Here is a 15,345-nt window from a genome sequence, read left to right on the forward strand (position 1 = left end):
CCAGATCGCCGCGATCGTCGGCGCCGGCATCCCGGTGATGGCGCACATCGGCTTCACTCCACAGAGCGAGCACACCCTGGGCGGCTACCGGGTCCTGGGGCGGGGCGACACCGCCGACGAGGTGATCGCCGATGGCCGGGCAGCGGCCGGCGCGGACGGCGGCGGTCAGGACCTTTCGCCCCCGCGGCGGTGCCGGACGATCGCCAGCGGACCGTGCGAGTGGTGCAGCACCGCGTGGCTCACCGAGCCGAGCAGCAGCCCGGTGAGGGCACCCCGGCCGTGCGCGCCGACCACGGTCAGCTGCGCCGCGGCGGACTCCTCCACCAGCACCCGGGCCGGCGCGCCATGCGCCACCCGGCGCCGCACCGGCACCTGCGGGTACCGCTGCGACCAGCCGGCCAGGGACTCGGCCAGCACCCGCTCCTCCTCGGCGGCGAGCGCGTCGACGTCGTAGACCAGCGGGAGCATGTCGCCGGGACCGACCGGGGTCGGGGTGAGCCAGGCGTGCACCGCCACCAGTCCGGTGTCCCGCAGCGCGGCCTCCTCGAAGGCGAAGCCCAGCGCCTCGGTGGACAGGGCCGAGCCGTCGACGCCGACCAGCACCGGTCCGTCCGCCCGGGCCTCGCCCTTGACCACCAGCACCGCACAGTCGGCGCGGGCGGAGACCTGCACGGCCACCGACCCGATCAGCAGCCCGGCGAAGCCGCCGAGCCCGCGGTGGCCGAGCACCACCAGCGCCGCGTCCCGGGACTCGCGCAGCAGCACCGGGGTGGCCGCGCCGTCGACGACCTCGCCGGTGACCGCGACCTCGGGTGCGATCTTGCCGGCCTCGGTCACCGCGTCGGCGACGAACCGTTCGGCCTCGTGACGCAGGCCCGCGTCGGGCGGGGCGGCGGGCACCGGGCCCAGCGGCATGCCGAACAGCGGCCAGATGAACGCGTGCACCACCCGCAGCGGACGGTGCCGCGCCGCGGCCTCCCGGGCGGCGACCCGCACCGCGTCCAGGGCCGACCGCGAACCGTCCACGCCCACCACCACGGGAGCACCGGATCTGATGGTCATCACGTCCTCCTTCGTTCGTCTCCAGTCTCGTCCGCCGCCGGCTACCCGGACAGGGACGGCCGGCCCGGGCGCCGGGCCGTTGGTCCCGTCCCGCTCCCGTCCCGGCGACCTCGTCGGCGGGCCGCCTGGCGGCCCGCCGACGAGGTCGCCGCCGGTCAGCCGACCGGCTCGTCGTGCCGGTCGGCGACGCCCGGCGCGTCGACCGGACGCCGGGGCGTGGGCAGGGTCTGCGCGCCGCCCGGGTGCCGGCGGCGGGCCAGCCGCAGGGCGAGTCCGGGCAGCGCGCTGACCGTCGCGCAGCCCAGCAGGACACCCGGCCCGAGCGGGTCGGTGCCGAGCAGTTCGCGCAGCGGGCCGAGCAGCACCCCGCCGACCTGTAGCAGCGCCGACCCGGCGACCGCGACCAGCAGGCCCGGGTTGGCCCGGCGGGCGCCCGTCGGGCGGGGCGCCCGGACCGCCAGCGCCACCCCGAGCTGGGCCAGCCCCAGCACCACGAACACCACCGACTGCCAGGGCAGGTCCCGGTCCGCGGCGACCACGCCGGCGCCGAGCACCACGGCGGCGATCAGCGCGCCGGTGACCAGAACGTCCCGGCCGAGCCCACCGCCGAGCACCGACTCCTGCGGGGACCGGGGCGCGCGGCGCAGCGTGCCCGGCTCCGCCGGTTCCGCGCCGAGCGCCACCCCCGGCACGCCGTGGGTGAGCAGGTTGACCCAGAGGATCTGCGCCGGCAGCAGCGGTACGGCCAGCCCGAACAGCGGGCCGAGCAGCATCACCGCGATCTCCGCCACGCCGCCGGACAGGGCGTAGCGCAGGAACCGGCGGATGTTGTCGTAGATCCGGCGGCCCTCGCCGATCGCCGCAGCCACCGTGGACAGGTCGTCGTCGACCAGCACCAGGTCGGCGGCCTGCCGGGCGACCTCGGTGCCGCCGCCCATCGCCACCCCGATGTCGGCGCGGCGCAGCGCCGGGGCGTCGTTGACCCCGTCGCCGGTCATCGCCACCACGTGTCCCCGCGACTGGAGGCCGGCGATGATGTCGAGCTTCTGCTCCGGCTGGGTCCGGGCGAACACCCGCGCCTGCGGGGGCGCCGCGGCGGGGTCGTCGTGGTCACCGCGGACGAGGGGGTCGCCGTCGCGCCAGAGACCGAGCTGACCGCCGATCGCGGCGGCGGTGGCCGGGTGGTCGCCGGTGACCAGCAGCAGCCGTACCCCGGCGGCGTCGAAGCTGTCGGCGATCTCCGGGGCGCCCGTGCGCAGCGGGTCGCCGACGGCGACGAGTCCCACCGGGCGCAGCCCGGCCGGCGCGGCCGGGTCGGGCGCCGTGTCCACCAGGGCGGTCGCGACGGCGAGCACCCGCAGCCCCTCGCCGGCCAGCCGGTGGGCGGTGGCGGTCAGCTCGGCCACCTCGTCGTCGGAGGCGTCGACCAGCGGCGCGGCCAGGACGCTCTCCGGGGCTCCCTTGCACACCACCAGGTACCGCCGGTCGCACGCGCGGTGCACGGTGACCATGCGGCGGGTGGCCTGGTCGAAGGGGTGCTCCGCGACCCGGGGCCAGGCGGCGCGGGTGGCCTCCGGATCGAGGCCGCAGCGGCCGGCGAAGGCGACCAGCGCCGCCTCCAGCGGGTCACCCACCGCACCCCAGTCGGGACGCTCGTCGTCCGGCGCCGACAGCGCGGCGTCGCTGCACAGCAGCCCGGCCCGCGCCAGCCGGCGCAGCTCCTCCGGTACGGGCACCGCCGACCCGCCCCGGTGCACGTGGCCGTACGGGGCGTACCCGGTGCCGGTGACCGCGTAGCGCGCCCCGTCGGCGGTCACCGCCTGCTGCACCGCCATCCGTCCCTCGGTGAGCGTGCCGGTCTTGTCGGACGCGATCACGGTCACCGAGCCGAGCGTCTCCACGGCGTGCAGCCGGCGCGGGATGGCGTGCGCCCCGGCCATCCGGCGGGCGCCCAGCGCCAGCGCCAGGGTCACCACCGCCGGCAGCGACTCGGGCACCGCCGCCACCACCAGGCTCACCGCCGTGATCGCCATGTCCACCACCGGCCGGCCGCCGATCACGCCCAGCACGAAGACCAGTGCGGACAGCACCACCGCGACCAGGCCGAGCAGCCGGCCCAGCCCGACGAGCCGGCGCTGCAACGGGGTGGCGGCGGGCCGGGTGCCGGCCACCAGGGCGCTGATCCGGCCCAGCGCGCTGGCCGATCCCGTCCGGACCACGGCGCCGGCGCCCCGGCCGGTGGTGACCACCGTCCCGGCCAGCGCCTCCTCGCCGGCGGTGCGCCCGACCGGCACCGCCTCGCCGGTCAGCGCGGACTCGTCCAGGTGCAGCCGGCTCGCCTCGGTGAGCAGCAGGTCGGCCGGGACGACGTCACCGGCCTCGACCCGGACCAGATCGCCCCGGACGACCTCGGCGGCCGGCACCAGCAGGTCGCGGCCGTCCCGGACCACTCGGGCGGTGGGCGCGCCGAGCTGGTCCAGCGCGGCGATCGCCCGGTCCGCGCGGACCTCCTGCACCACGCCGATGGCGGTGTTGACCAGCACGACCAGCACGATCACCGCGGTGTCCGGATAGTCGCCGAGCACGGTGGTGACCACGGCCGCGGCGATCAGCAGCGCCACCAGCGGGTCGGTGAGCTGGTGCAGGACGCGTACGGCCAGGTGCCGGCGGGCCGGCGGGGCGACCGTGTTGGGACCGTCGGCGCGGAGCCGGGCGGCGGCCTCGGCCGCCCGGAGCCCTACCGGGGCGGCCCAGTCGCGGGTGCCCTCCCGCGTCCCGCCCCGTTCGCCGGTCCTCATCACCGCTGACCTCCCCACCTCGCGCGCGTCGGGGCACGCCGTCCCCTTGCCACCGTCCCGCTGTGGCCCGGCATGGGGCAGAGGCGTTGCGCCCGCCGGGCCCGGGACCATCGGCCCTGACGCCACCGGACGGCGCGGAGTGGGATGGGGGTCAGGACTAGCGACAAGGAGGTCGACGATGTCCACCGTCGCCGGAGACCATCGCCGCCCGGTACGCCGACGGCATCCTCCAGATCACCGCGACGGTCGGCGAGACCGAGCCGACCGCCCAGGAGATCCCGGTCACGGTGAAGCACGGTGGGAAGAGCTGAGCCGACAACCGGGGCCCGGCGGTTCGCCGGGCCCCACCCCCGGTGAAGAGGACCAGGCCATGACCCCGCTGGACATGCTGCGTGAGCACCCATTCCTGACCGGGCTGCCGCAGGAGTGGCTGCCCCCGCTGACCGGGTACGCCCGGCCGGTGGTCTGGCATCCCGGCCACCGGGTGTTCCGCGCCGGCCAGCCGGCGGAGCGGTTCTGGCTGGTCCGGGGCGGCGAGGTGGCGCTGGACTTCCCGGTCCCCGGACGGGGCGACGTCGGCATCGAGGCGATCGGCCCGGGCGGGGTGCTCGGCTGGTCCTGGCTCTTCCCGCCGTACCGCTGGCAGTTCGGCGCGGTCGCCGTCCGGCGCACCACCACCGTCGAGTTCACCGCCGAGGGAGTGCGCCGGTTGATGGAGGGCGACGACGCGCTCGGCCGGCAGCTGACCACCCGGTTCATGAGCGTGGTGGTGGACCGGCTCCAGGCGTCCCGGGTGCGGCTGCTGGACCTGTACGGCTACCCGACGTCGTCGGCGAGCTGATCCGCCCGCCCCTGCGGTCGCGGGGCGCCGGCCGGCCACCACCCATGGCCGCGCCACCGGCCGATCAGGGTACGCGCGGCGAGCGGTGGACACCGTCCGCTATCCGTCGCCGTCCCGTCCCGGGTCGGCGCGCCGGTGCACGACCAGCTCGTCCACCTCCAGCGACCGGCCGGCCGCCGGACGGCGGCGCCGTCAGTACACGGTCAGCCCCCGCTCGGCGAACTGGCCGCGTACCCGGGACAGCAGCTCCGGGGCGGGCGGTGCGGTGTCCGCGAGCGGGAAGGTCAGCCCCAGCTCGGCGTACTTGTGCGCGCCGAGCCGGTGGAACGGCAGCACCTCGACCCGCTGCACGGTGGCCAGTCCGGCGGCGAAGTCGGCGATGCCAGCGACGTTCTCCACCGCGTCGGTCAGCCCGGGCACCAGCACGAACCGGATCCAGATCGGGATACCGCGCGCGGCCAGCCGGCGGCCGAACCGCAGCGTCGGCGCGACGGCCCCGGTGCGGGTCACCCGCCGGTAGGTGGCCGGGTCCCAGGACTTGACGTCGAGCAGCACCAGGTCGGTGGCGTCGAGCAGGGCGTCGTCGGCGCGGGCGCCGAGGAAGCCGGAGGTGTCCAGCGCGGTGTGCAGGCCGAGGGCGTGGCAGCGGCGCAGCACCTCGCCGGTGAACCGGGGCTGCATCAGCGGCTCGCCGCCGCTGAGGGTGACCCCGCCGCCGGCGACCGAGATGAACCGGCGGTACCGCGCGATCTCGGTCATCAGCTCATCCACCGTGCGGTGCCGCCCGCTGCGCCGGTACCAGGTGTCCGGGCTGTGGCAGTAGCGGCAGCGCAGCGGGCAGCCGGCGAGGAAGGCCACGAACCGGGTGCCCGGGCCGTCCACCCCGACCGAGACGTCCCAGGAGTGCACCGCCCCGGTCAACCCGTCGCCGCGCCGGCCGGCCACGGCGGCCCGTCCGGGCTCGGGGAGCCCGGACGGCGACGGCGGCCGGACGGTCACAGCGACCCGTGGAAGGTCCGGGACACCACGTCCCGCTGCTGCTCCGGGGTGAGCCGGACGAAGTTCACCGCGTACCCGGAGACCCGCACGGTCAGCTGCGGGTAACGCTCCGGGTGCGTCATCGCGTCGATCAGGGTGGCCCGGTCCAGCACGTTGACGTTGAGGTGGAACCCGCCCGCGTCGGTGTAGCCGTCGAGCACCCCGGCCAGGTTGTCGATCCGCTCCTGGCGGGTCCGGCCCAGCCCGTCCGGGGTGACCGTGCCGGTCAGCGAGATGCCGTCGCGGGCGGCGTCGTACGGCAGCTTCGCCACCGACAGCGCGGCCGCCACCAGGCCGTGAGTGTCCCGGCCGTTCATCGGGTTCGCCCCCGGCGCGAACGGCTCACCGGCCCGCCGGCCGTCCGGGGTGTTGCCGGTGTGCCGGCCGTACACCACGTTGGAGGTGATGGTCAGCACCGACATGGTCAGCTCCGCGTCGCGGTATGTGCGCTGCCGGCGCAGCTTCTCCGCGAACGTCTCCACCAGCCAGACCGCGATCTCGTCGGCCCGGTCGTCGTTGTTGCCGTACGTCGGGTGCTCGCCCTCGACCAGGTAGTCGACTGCCAGGCCGGTCTCGTCGCGCAGCACCTTGACCGTGCCGTACCGGATCGCGGCGAGGCTGTCCACCGCCACCGAGAGCCCGGCGATGCCGGTGGCCATGAACCGGCGCACCGGGTGGTCGTGCAGCGCCATCTCCAGCCGCTCGTACGCGTACCGGTCGTGCTGGTGGTGGATGACGTTCAGCGCGTCCACGTACGTCTCGGCCAGCCAGTCCAGCGTCCGGTCGTACGCGGCCAGCACCTCGTCGTAGTCCAGCGTCTCCCCGCCGACGGGCGCGGCCGCCGGGGCGACCTGCTTGCCGGTGAGCTCGTCCCGCCCGCCGTTGATCGCGTACAGCAGCGCCTTGGCCAGGTTGGCCCGGGCGCCGAAGAACTGCATGTCCCGGCCCACCCGCATGGCCGACACGCAGCAGGCGATCGCCGTGTCGTCGTCGTACGCCGGACGGATCAGCTCGTCGTTCTCGTACTGGATGGCGCTGGTGTCCAGCGACACCTGGGCGCAGAACCGCTTGAACCCGGCGGGCAGTCGCGGCGACCAGAGCACGGTGAGGTTCGGCTCCGGCGCCGGGCCGAGGTTGTAGAGGGTCTGCAGGTAGCGGAAGCTGGTCCGGGTCACCAGCGGCCGGCCGTCGGCGCCCATTCCGCCCAGCGACTCCGTCACCCAGGTGGGGTCGCCGGAGAAGAGCTGGTCGTACTCGGGGGTGCGCAGGAACCGGATGATCCGCAGCTTGATCACGAAGTCGTCGACCAGCTCCTGGGCGGCCATCTCGGTCAGGCGCCCCTCGGCCAGGTCCCGCCGCAGGTAGACGTCGGCGAAGGTGGCGGTGCGCCCGAGCGACATCGCCGCGCCGTTCTGCTCCTTCGTCGCGGCCAGGTACGCGAAGTACAGCCACTGGATCGCCTCCCGGCCGCAGGTCGCCGGACCGGAGATGTCGTACCCGTAGCCGGCGGCCAGCTGCCTCAGCTCGCCCAGCGCGCGGATCTGCTCGGCCAGCTCCTCGCGGTCCCGGATCACCTCGTCGGTCGACGGCAGGTCGTCCAGGGCCGCCTTGCGCGCCCGGCGCTCGGCGACCAGCCGGTCGACGCCGTAGAGCGCCACCCGGCGGTAGTCGCCGATGATCCGGCCCCGCCCGTACGCGTCGGGCAGCCCGGTGATCACGTGCGAGCGCCGCGCAGCCAGCACGCCGGCCGGGTACGCGTCGAAGACCGCGTCGTTGTGCGTCTTCCGGTACGCCGTGAAGATCCGGTGCACCTGCGGGTCGGCCTCGAAGCCGTACGCGGCCAGCGCGTTCTCCACCATCCGCAGCCCGCCGGCCGGCATGATGGCCCGGCGCAGCGGCGCGTCGGTCTGCAGACCGACGATCAGCTCCCGCTCCCGGTCGATCCAGCCGGGGGCGTGCGAAGTGATGGTCGAGGGGGTGGCGACGTCGATGTCGAACACGCCGCGGCGGCGCTCCTGCACGAAGAGCTTCTGCAGCGCACCCCAGATTTCCAGGGTCCGGCAGGTCGGCCCGGTCAGGAACGCCCCGTCGCCGGTGTACGGCTCGTGGTTGGCCCGGACGAAGTCGGCGACGTCGACGGCGTCCCGCCACGCCGTGCCGACGAAGCCGCGCCACGGGTCGAGGTGAGCGGTGCCGGTCATGATCTGTCCCTCCGGGCTCGGTGCGGGGATGGCGGTCCCGCCGGCCGCCGGGCCGGCGGGCGGGTGGTGGGCGCCGATCACGGCTGGAGCACCAGCCGGGCGGTGACCCGGCCGGCCAGCACGTCCGCCATGGCCTCGTTGATCTCGTCGAGCTTGCGGACCTCGTAGCTGACCCGGGTGCGCCCGGCCGCGTGCAGGCGGAACACCTCGGCCAGGTCGGCCCGGGTGCCGACGATCGAGCCGATCACCGTGATGCCCTTGAGTACGGTCTCGAAGACCGGCAGGGTGAACTCGTTGTCCCTGGGCAGTGACACCAGCACCAGCCGGCCCCCGCGGCGCAGGCAGCGGTGCGCCTGCTCGATCACGGCGGGGCTGGCGGCGAGCACGATCGCCACGTCCACCCCGCCCAGGGCGGTGACCGCCTCGACCGGGTCGGTCCCGGCCGCGTTGACGGTGTGGGTGGCGCCGAGGGAGGTGGCCAGGTCGAGCTTGTCCACGGTCACGTCGACCGCGACGATCTCGCCGCCGAAGAGCTGCGCGTACTGCTGGGCGAGGTGCCCGAGGCCGCCGATGCCGAAGATCGCCACCCGGTCGCCGGGTCGCACCCCGGCCACCTTCACCGCCTTGTACGTGGTCACGCCCGCGCAGCTGAGCGGGGCCGCCTCGAACGGGTCCAGCCCGTCGGGCACGCGCACCGCGTAACGGGCCGTCGCGACGGCGTACTCGGCGTGCGCGCCGTCCACCGCGTACCCGGTGTTGCGCTGCGACTCGCACAGCGTCTCCCAGCCGGTCACGCAGTACTCGCAGGTGCCGCAGGCCCAGCCGAGCCAGGGCAGGGCCACCCGGTGCCCGACGGCGTGCTCGGTGACGCCCGGGCCGACCCGCTCGACGATGCCGACCCCCTCGTGGCCGGGCACGAACGGCGGGTTCGGCTTGACCGGCCAGTCGCCGTGCGCGGCGTGGATGTCGGTGTGGCACAGCCCGCTCGCCTCGATCCGGACCAGGATCTCGCCCGGGCCGGGCTCCGGCACGGGCAGGTCGAAGATCTCCAGCGGCTGGTCGAACGAGGTGACGACGGTTGCGCGCATCGGGGCCCTCCCTGATCTGCTCTTCGCTTCCACCACCAGCCTCGTCCGGCCGCGTCCCGCCGGTCAGAGGCGCAGGACCGACCCCTCCCGGGACCAAAGACCCGTACCGCCCGTACCGCCCCGGCGCCGGCTGGCCGCCAGCACCGCAGCGGTGAGCAGCGCGGCGGCGACCACACCGGCCGCCGCGGCGAGCACCTGGTCGGGGTCGGGCAGCGACCGGTAGCGGACCCGCCCGCCGGCCAGGCCGAACGCCCCGACCGCCCGGCCGTCGCGGGTCACCGGCACCAGCGCCGCCGCCGGCGTGCCGGGCAGCTCCAGCACCGGTCCCACGGGTACGCCCGGCGCGGGCGCCACCGCCGGCTCCGGCGCCCGCCGCGGTGGCGGGATCAGCGGGGCGGGGCCGGTCGGGTTGAGGATCGCGGTCATCGGAGGGCCTCCTAACGGGAGTCGGACGTGCCGGTGGCGGGGTCGACGGCGGCCCGTAGACGTACGTGGCCATGGCCCCGGCCTCCACTCCTACCGCACGGACCGCTCCATCCGTTGGTACCAATGCGCCGGGCCGCGCCGGCAGGGCCGGACGGTACGCCCACCGGGCCAGAGGTCCCGGGGTTGTCGAGTGGGTGCGTATCGTCCGGGGGCGTGACCGCCGACCTCGAGCTGTGCCAGGTGCGCGACGACGACCTGCCCGTCCTCCAGCTGCGGCCGGTGCGCGACGACGACCTGCCCGTCCTCTTCGCCCACGAGCAGGATCCGCAGGCCGCCTGGATGGCGGCCTTCGGCCCCGCCGACCCGGCCGACCGGGCGGCCTTCGACGCGCACTGGCGCCGGATCCGTGCCGACCCGCGGATCGTCGTGCGCACCGCCACCGTCGGCGGCGAGGTGGTCGGGCACGTGGTCGCCTTCCCGGTCGAGGAGCGCACCGAGGTCAGCTACTGGATCGACCCGCGACGCTGGGGCCAGGGGTACGCCACCGCGGCGCTCGCCGCCCTCCTGCGCGAGTTGCCGCAGCGGCCGGTGCACGCCCGCGCCGCCAAGGACAACCGCGCCTCCCTCGCCGTGCTGCGCAAGTGCGGCTTCGTCGTGGTCGGCGAGGACTCCGGGTACGCCGCCGGCCGCGGCACGGAGGTCGAGGAGTGGGTGCTGGAGTTACCCGCCGAGGCGGCTGACCAGCGCGACCACTAGTCTCCCCGGGGTGAACTGGCTGGAACTCGTCGGCTGGGCCGGCTCCGCGCTGCTGGTCTGGTCCCTGCTGCAGACGCGCATCCTGCGGCTGCGCGCGCTCAACCTGGTCGGCTGTCTGATCCTGATCGGCTACAACGCCGCGGTGCAGGTCTGGCCGATGGTCGGCCTGAACGTGGTGCTCGCCGTGATCAACATCTGGTACCTGCGCAAGATGCTGGCCACCCGGCACGACGAGCAGACCTACCAGGCGGTCGAGGTGGGCGTCGGCGACCAGTTCCTGGCGCACACGCTGCGGGTGCACGCCGCCGACATCGCCCGGTTCAACCCGGCGTTCCGCTGGGAGTCGCACGCCGCGGACCGGTCGGCGTTCCTGGTGGTCAAGGCCGACGAGGTGGTCGGCGTGGTGCTGTCGCACGCCGAGGCCGACGGGATCGCCCAGATCGACCTGGACTATGTCACCCCGCGGTTCCGTGACTTCACCCCGGGCGAGTTCGTCTACCGGCGCAGCAGTCTCTTCACCGACCGGGGCTTTCGCCGGGTGGTCAGCCCGCCCGGCATGATCGCCCCCTACTACCACCGGCTCGGGTTCCGCCCCGAGGGCGGCTCGTACGTGCTCGACCTGCCGACGCCCGCCGGGGTGTAGACCGCCGCCTGACCCGGAGAGGATTCGCCGGCCCGCCCATTGGGCAATTGGCACGCGTACGCCGGCCGGGTCCTCCCGTCCGGCGCCGCACCGACGGCCCGGCCGCGCCGGGACTCAGCGCGCCGGGTCGCCGAACGGGAAGCCGGGCACCGGCGGGAGGAGCTGCACCTGGTCGGCGGGGAGCTGCCGGGTGCCGCGGCTCAGCGCCCGGGCCACCACCCGGATCGCCCACGGCCCCGACGGGTGCCGCTCCGCCCCGATCAGCCGCCCGACCACCCGGCTCCACCAGTGTCGGGTGACGATCACGTCGGTCAGCCGCAGCCGGCCGTCCGGGAAGCCGCCGCGCACCACCACGTCCACCACCCGGCCGAGCCGCCGGCCGTGCAGGTCGTACGCGACGCGGCCGAGCAGCTCACCCGCTCGCACGGTGGGCTCCCGGGATCCGGTCGATCAGGTGCCGGCGCAGCCAGGCCTCCGCCGGTGGCCAGGGCAGTTCGTCCGCGCGGGTTCGCAGCCGTACCGCACTGTCGATCCGCGCGACCTGGGTGAACGGGATGCGGTGCGGTCGCATGGGCGGGTCGTCGGTGAGCCGGTCGGCGACCGCCACCATGAGCCGGCCGATCCATCCGCCGATCCGCTGGGCGAGCGCCACCTGGCCGGTGAGCAGGAACGCCACGTACGGGATCCCGTCGGCGTCGACGCCGAACTCCACGTCGTCGACCTTGCCGACCAGCAGGCCGTCGGAGTCGACGATCTGCCGGTCGAGCAGCTGCCGGCCCAGCTGGAGCCTCATCGGCCCAGCCCCGTCGCGATGGCCAGGGGGATCGCGGCCACCGAGGCAGCCACGATCACCACCAGGAACACCGCCCCGAGCAGGTTGAGCAGCGGCCCGTTGACCCGGTCGCCCAGGTACGTCCGGTCGTTGGCCACGATCAGGATCGGCAGGTACGTCAGCGGCAGCACCACCGCGCTGGCGATCAGCATGTACTCGGTGAGCTGGACCGGGTCGATCGTGGTGAACAGCACCAGCACGCCGAGCAGCACGCTGACCAGCAGCACGCTGTGGAAACGGGCCGCGTCCCGGGGACTGACCCGCTTGCCCCACTGCCAGCCGAAGTACTGCGCCGCCGCGTACGCGGCGGAGATCCCGGTTTCGAGGGCGGCGCCGAAGGTGACCGCGAAGAATGCCAGCGCGGCGATCGCCAGCCCCACCCCGCCGAACGCGGTGACCACCGGCGCGGCCACCTGGTCGAGCGTCGACAGCGAGGCCCCCGTCGGGTGGAAGACCACCGCGGCGGTGGCCACCAGCGACAGGGCGAGGAACCCGCCCACGGGGAAGCCGACCAGCACGTTCGACCGGGCGTCGGCCAGGTCGGCCGCGCTCCAGTTCTCCTCCACCCCGCCGGAGGAGAAGAAGAAGACCTCGTACGGGCTGACCGTGGAGGCGAACAGCGCCACCGCCACGAACCAGTAGGCTTCCCATCCCTGCCCGGCGGCCCCCGGATGCAGTGCCCCCCGGGCGAGCGCCCCCCAGTCGGTGGGCAGCCAGAACAGCGCGAGCGCGAAGACCGCCAGCGACAGTCCGGCCAGCCCGAAGACCCGCTCCATCAGCTGGAAGCGCATTCGCCACAGCACCAGCCAGACGGCGAAGCCGGCCACCGGCACCCAGAGCAGGTAGCTCACCCGGGAGGCCAGCTGCAGGGCGAGCGCCATGCCGCCCAGCTCGGCGGCCAGGGTCAGCACCGTGACCAGGTAGGAGGCGACCAGGTTGAGCAGCGCGACCCGCGGTCCCAGCCGCTCCCGGATCAGGTCGAAGACCGCCCGGCCGCTCACCGCCGCGATCCGGCCGGCCATTTCCGCGTACGCGCAGATCCCGACGACCCCGACCACCAGTACCCAGGAGTGCGCCATCCCGAACCGCGCGCCGGCCTGGCTCGCGGCCACCAGGTCGCCGATGTCGACGAAGCCTCCGATGGCCGACAGCACGCCGAGCGTGACGGCGAGGAGCTTCTTCACGTCGGATGGGCGTCGGCCGGTGTCATCGAAGCCGACGATAGCGGCGCGAGCGCCCCTTTCCTGGCGAATCAGGCAGGCTCGGTCACCGCCGGGACGTGGCGTGCCGCCGACCCCCGCGCACGGCGCACGTCACCGGTCCGCCGGGCGCCGGCAGCGGGTTGTCGGTCAGCCGACCGTGAGGTTCTGCAACCGGACCTGACCGCGCGAGACCAGCCGCCCCTCCCCGTCGGTGATCTCCACCTGCCACAACTGCTGGCTGCGTCCACGGTGCACCGGAGTGCCGACGGCGGTCAGCTCGCCGTCGCGGACCGCGCGCAGGAAGTCCGTCTGGTTGGACACGCCGACGACCGTCCCGCGCCCGCCGAGCCAGATCGACCCGCCCACGCTCGCCGCGGTCTCCACCACCGCGCAGTACACGCCGCCGTGCTGGATGCCGAACGGTTGGTGCAGCTCGGGGCGGACCTCCCAGCGGATGACCACCCGGTCCGGGCCGACCTCGTCCAACTTCAGCCCGAGCAGGGCAACCAGGCCGCCCGTCAGGTCCGGCATCTCCACGACGTTCCTCCTCGCCTCGCGGAGCCGCCAGCCTAGTCAACCGGCCGGGAGGCCAAACCCGGTACGGTCCGGGGCCCGTCATGGGGGAGAATCGGTGACCGTGACCGACAGCAACCTCCCGCACGGGCGGGACTCCCTGACCGAAGACCTGCGGTGGCGGGGCCTGATCCAGGACTCGACCGGCCTCGACGAGCTGCGCGAGCTGCTCGACGGCGGGCCGGCCACCTTCTATGTGGGCTTCGATCCGACCGCGCCCAGCCTGCACGTCGGCCACCTCATGCAGGTCACCACCGCCCGCCGGCTCCAGCTCGCCGGCCACTGCCCGCTGCTGCTGGTGGGCGGGGCGACCGGGCAGATCGGCGATCCGAAGGAGAGCGCCGAGCGGACGCTCAACCCGCCGGAGGTGGTCGCCGGCTGGGTCCAGCGCATCCGCGACCAGCTTTCGCCCTTCGTCTCGTACACCGGGGAGAATGCGGCGCAACTGGTCAACAACCTGGACTGGACCGGCGAGATGTCGGTGGTCGAGTTCCTGCGCGACGTCGGCAAGCACTTCCCGGTGAACAAGATGCTCGCCCGGGAGGTGGTCAAGGCCCGGCTGGAGACCGGCATCAGCTTCACCGAGTTCAGCTACCAGCTGCTGCAGGCCAACGACTTCTTCGAGCTGCACCGCCGGCACGGCTGCCAGCTCCAGTACGGCGGCTCCGACCAGTGGGGCAACATCACCGCCGGCGTCGACTACGTCCGGCGCCGGGGTGCCGGCCCGGTGCAGGCCTTTACCACCCCGCTGGTGACCAAGTCGGACGGGACGAAGATCGGCAAGACCGAGGGCGGTGCCGTCTGGCTGGACCCGGAGATGACCAGCCCGTACGCCTTCTACCAGTTCTGGGTCAACGCCGACGACCGGGATGTCACCCGCTACCTGCGCTACTTCAGCTTCCGCTCTCGGGAGGAGATCGAGGCGCTGGAGAAGGAGACCGCCGAGCGGCCGGCCGCCCGGTTGGCCCAGCGGGCCCTCGCGGAGGAGCTGACCACCCTGGTGCACGGGGAGCGGGAGATGGCCCAGGCCGTGACCGCGAGCCAGGCGCTCTTCGGTCGGGGGTCGCTCGACGACCTGACGCCGGAGACGCTGCGCGCCGCGCTGACCGAGGCCGGTCTGGTCCACCTGACCGAACTGCCCGACGTGGCCGGGTTGCTGCGCGACTCCGGCCTGGTGCCGAGCCTCAAGGAGGCGAGGCGGGTGATCGCCGAGGGCGGCGCCTACGTCAACAACACCCGCGTGGCCGAGGTGGACGCGACGGTCGCGCCGGAGGACCTGCTGCACGGGCGGTACCTGGTGCTGCGTCGCGGCAAGCGCTCCTTCGCGGGGGTTGAGCTGCGCGGATAGCGCGCCGCTCGAGGGTGTGACGTGGGACGCGCCCGGCCGAGTTGACGATCAACTCGCCGGGCGCGTACCTTTCTCTCTGCCAGCGCGGAACGGACGAAACAGGGCGAAAGACCTGGAGGCCGGAGCGCGGGAGATGAGCTTCCCGGACCGAGGGCCTACCCTTCGGAGCCCGGGACCGGGCGGTGCCCCGAATTGACCTGTGGGTCGATTTGGTGAGGCGGAGCCGACCGGGTATGGTTCATCGCCGGCAGGGCACCGGGCGAGCATGCGGGAGACCGCAGCGGCCGGCCTGTCGGAAGCCATGAATAGAGCGGCGCAAGCCGGTCGAATTGTGGTGCCCGGAATTGTGGTGGAAGTGGTGCGGATCGCAACAGAGCGGTTTGACACGGCGGATATCACCGGGTAGCGTAGTAAAAGTGCCCGGCGCGAGAGCGGCGGACACGGACGAACGAAATGCCCCGGACGGGGGTTCTACGGAGTAGAGCTTCTAGATGGTGTGTGGTTGTTCTTTGAGAACTCAACAGGGTGCTTGATAAG

14 protein-coding genes and 1 pseudogene are annotated in these 15,345 nt (G+C 74.2%); 5 read left to right on the top strand and 10 right to left on the bottom strand.

Annotation, left to right across the window (positions count from 1 at the left end):
* A pseudogene (locus ABZ807_RS31900) lies at nucleotides 1-154 on the top strand (3-methyl-2-oxobutanoate hydroxymethyltransferase); the annotation flags it as partial.
* A gap of 11 nt (nucleotides 155-165) precedes the next feature.
* Here the strand turns inward: ABZ807_RS31900 and ABZ807_RS31905 are convergent.
* On the bottom strand, nucleotides 166-1,062 hold the full coding sequence (locus tag ABZ807_RS31905; protein ID WP_357166393.1) for a universal stress protein: 897 nt from the start codon (nucleotides 1,060-1,062) through the stop codon (nucleotides 166-168).
* A 155-nt stretch (nucleotides 1,063-1,217) separates the two neighbouring features.
* Nucleotides 1,218-3,860, bottom strand: coding sequence for a cation-transporting P-type ATPase (locus ABZ807_RS31910; RefSeq protein ID WP_357166396.1), 2,643 nt, complete (start codon nucleotides 3,858-3,860; stop codon nucleotides 1,218-1,220).
* A gap of 370 nt (nucleotides 3,861-4,230) precedes the next feature.
* On the opposite strand from ABZ807_RS31910, the gene ABZ807_RS31915 reads away from it, so the two are divergent.
* Nucleotides 4,231-4,701 carry a cyclic nucleotide-binding domain-containing protein gene (locus tag ABZ807_RS31915; protein ID WP_357166399.1) on the top strand — a complete coding sequence of 157 codons (471 nt, stop codon included), beginning with the start codon at nucleotides 4,231-4,233 and terminating at the stop codon, nucleotides 4,699-4,701.
* A gap of 192 nt (nucleotides 4,702-4,893) precedes the next feature.
* On the opposite strand, the gene pflA is transcribed toward ABZ807_RS31915, so the two are convergent.
* The 4 genes from pflA to ABZ807_RS31935 all read right to left on the bottom strand — a co-directional run bounded on the left by pflA (nucleotide 4,894) and on the right by ABZ807_RS31935 (nucleotide 9,454).
* Nucleotides 4,894-5,646, bottom strand: a complete 753-nt coding sequence (pflA, locus tag ABZ807_RS31920; protein ID WP_357166423.1) for a pyruvate formate-lyase-activating protein — start codon at nucleotides 5,644-5,646, stop codon at nucleotides 4,894-4,896.
* Between the two features lie 50 nt (nucleotides 5,647-5,696).
* Complete coding sequence (gene pflB / locus ABZ807_RS31925; RefSeq protein WP_357166402.1) at nucleotides 5,697-7,940, bottom strand: formate C-acetyltransferase; 2,244 nt, start codon at nucleotides 7,938-7,940, stop codon at nucleotides 5,697-5,699.
* Nucleotides 7,941-8,017: 77 nt separating this feature from the next.
* Nucleotides 8,018-9,028, bottom strand: coding sequence for a zinc-dependent alcohol dehydrogenase (locus ABZ807_RS31930; protein WP_357166405.1), 1,011 nt, complete (start codon nucleotides 9,026-9,028; stop codon nucleotides 8,018-8,020).
* A 63-nt stretch (nucleotides 9,029-9,091) separates the two neighbouring features.
* Complete coding sequence (locus ABZ807_RS31935; protein WP_357166408.1) at nucleotides 9,092-9,454, bottom strand: hypothetical protein; 363 nt, start codon at nucleotides 9,452-9,454, stop codon at nucleotides 9,092-9,094.
* 255 nt (nucleotides 9,455-9,709) lie between these two features.
* Here ABZ807_RS31935 and ABZ807_RS31940 point away from each other — a divergent pair, with 255 nt between their 5' ends.
* Complete coding sequence (locus tag ABZ807_RS31940; RefSeq protein WP_357166426.1) at nucleotides 9,710-10,210, top strand: GNAT family N-acetyltransferase; 501 nt, start codon at nucleotides 9,710-9,712, stop codon at nucleotides 10,208-10,210.
* A gap of 10 nt (nucleotides 10,211-10,220) precedes the next feature.
* Nucleotides 10,221-10,853 (top strand): hypothetical protein, encoded by a 633-nt coding sequence (locus ABZ807_RS31945; RefSeq protein ID WP_357166411.1) that lies wholly within the window; start codon nucleotides 10,221-10,223, stop codon nucleotides 10,851-10,853.
* A gap of 114 nt (nucleotides 10,854-10,967) precedes the next feature.
* Here the strand turns inward: ABZ807_RS31945 and ABZ807_RS31950 are convergent, their stop codons facing one another.
* The 4 genes from ABZ807_RS31950 to ABZ807_RS31965 form a co-directional block, all read right to left on the bottom strand.
* On the bottom strand, nucleotides 10,968-11,279 hold the full coding sequence (locus ABZ807_RS31950; protein WP_357166414.1) for a PRC-barrel domain containing protein: 312 nt from the start codon (nucleotides 11,277-11,279) through the stop codon (nucleotides 10,968-10,970).
* Nucleotides 11,266-11,646 carry a hypothetical protein gene (locus tag ABZ807_RS31955; protein WP_357166417.1) on the bottom strand — a complete coding sequence of 127 codons (381 nt, stop codon included), beginning with the start codon at nucleotides 11,644-11,646 and terminating at the stop codon, nucleotides 11,266-11,268. Before ABZ807_RS31955 ends, ABZ807_RS31950 begins: the two co-directional genes overlap by 14 nt.
* Nucleotides 11,643-12,869: a divalent metal cation transporter gene (locus tag ABZ807_RS31960; RefSeq protein WP_357166420.1), complete on the bottom strand. Its 1,227-nt coding sequence runs from the start codon at nucleotides 12,867-12,869 to the stop codon at nucleotides 11,643-11,645. The genes ABZ807_RS31955 and ABZ807_RS31960 overlap by 4 nt, the downstream gene beginning before the upstream one ends.
* Before the next feature lie 165 nt (nucleotides 12,870-13,034).
* Nucleotides 13,035-13,418 (bottom strand): PaaI family thioesterase, encoded by a 384-nt coding sequence (locus ABZ807_RS31965; RefSeq protein WP_357166429.1) that lies wholly within the window; start codon nucleotides 13,416-13,418, stop codon nucleotides 13,035-13,037.
* 106 nt (nucleotides 13,419-13,524) lie between these two features.
* On the opposite strand from ABZ807_RS31965, the gene tyrS reads away from it, so the two are divergent.
* Nucleotides 13,525-14,808 carry a tyrosine--tRNA ligase gene (tyrS, locus tag ABZ807_RS31970; RefSeq protein WP_357166432.1) on the top strand — a complete coding sequence of 428 codons (1,284 nt, stop codon included), beginning with the start codon at nucleotides 13,525-13,527 and terminating at the stop codon, nucleotides 14,806-14,808.
* Nucleotides 14,809-15,345 lie beyond the last annotated feature (537 nt).

The sequence above is a fragment of the Micromonospora sp. NPDC047548 genome (assembly GCF_040642975.1).
Classification (GTDB): domain Bacteria; phylum Actinomycetota; class Actinomycetes; order Mycobacteriales; family Micromonosporaceae; genus Micromonospora.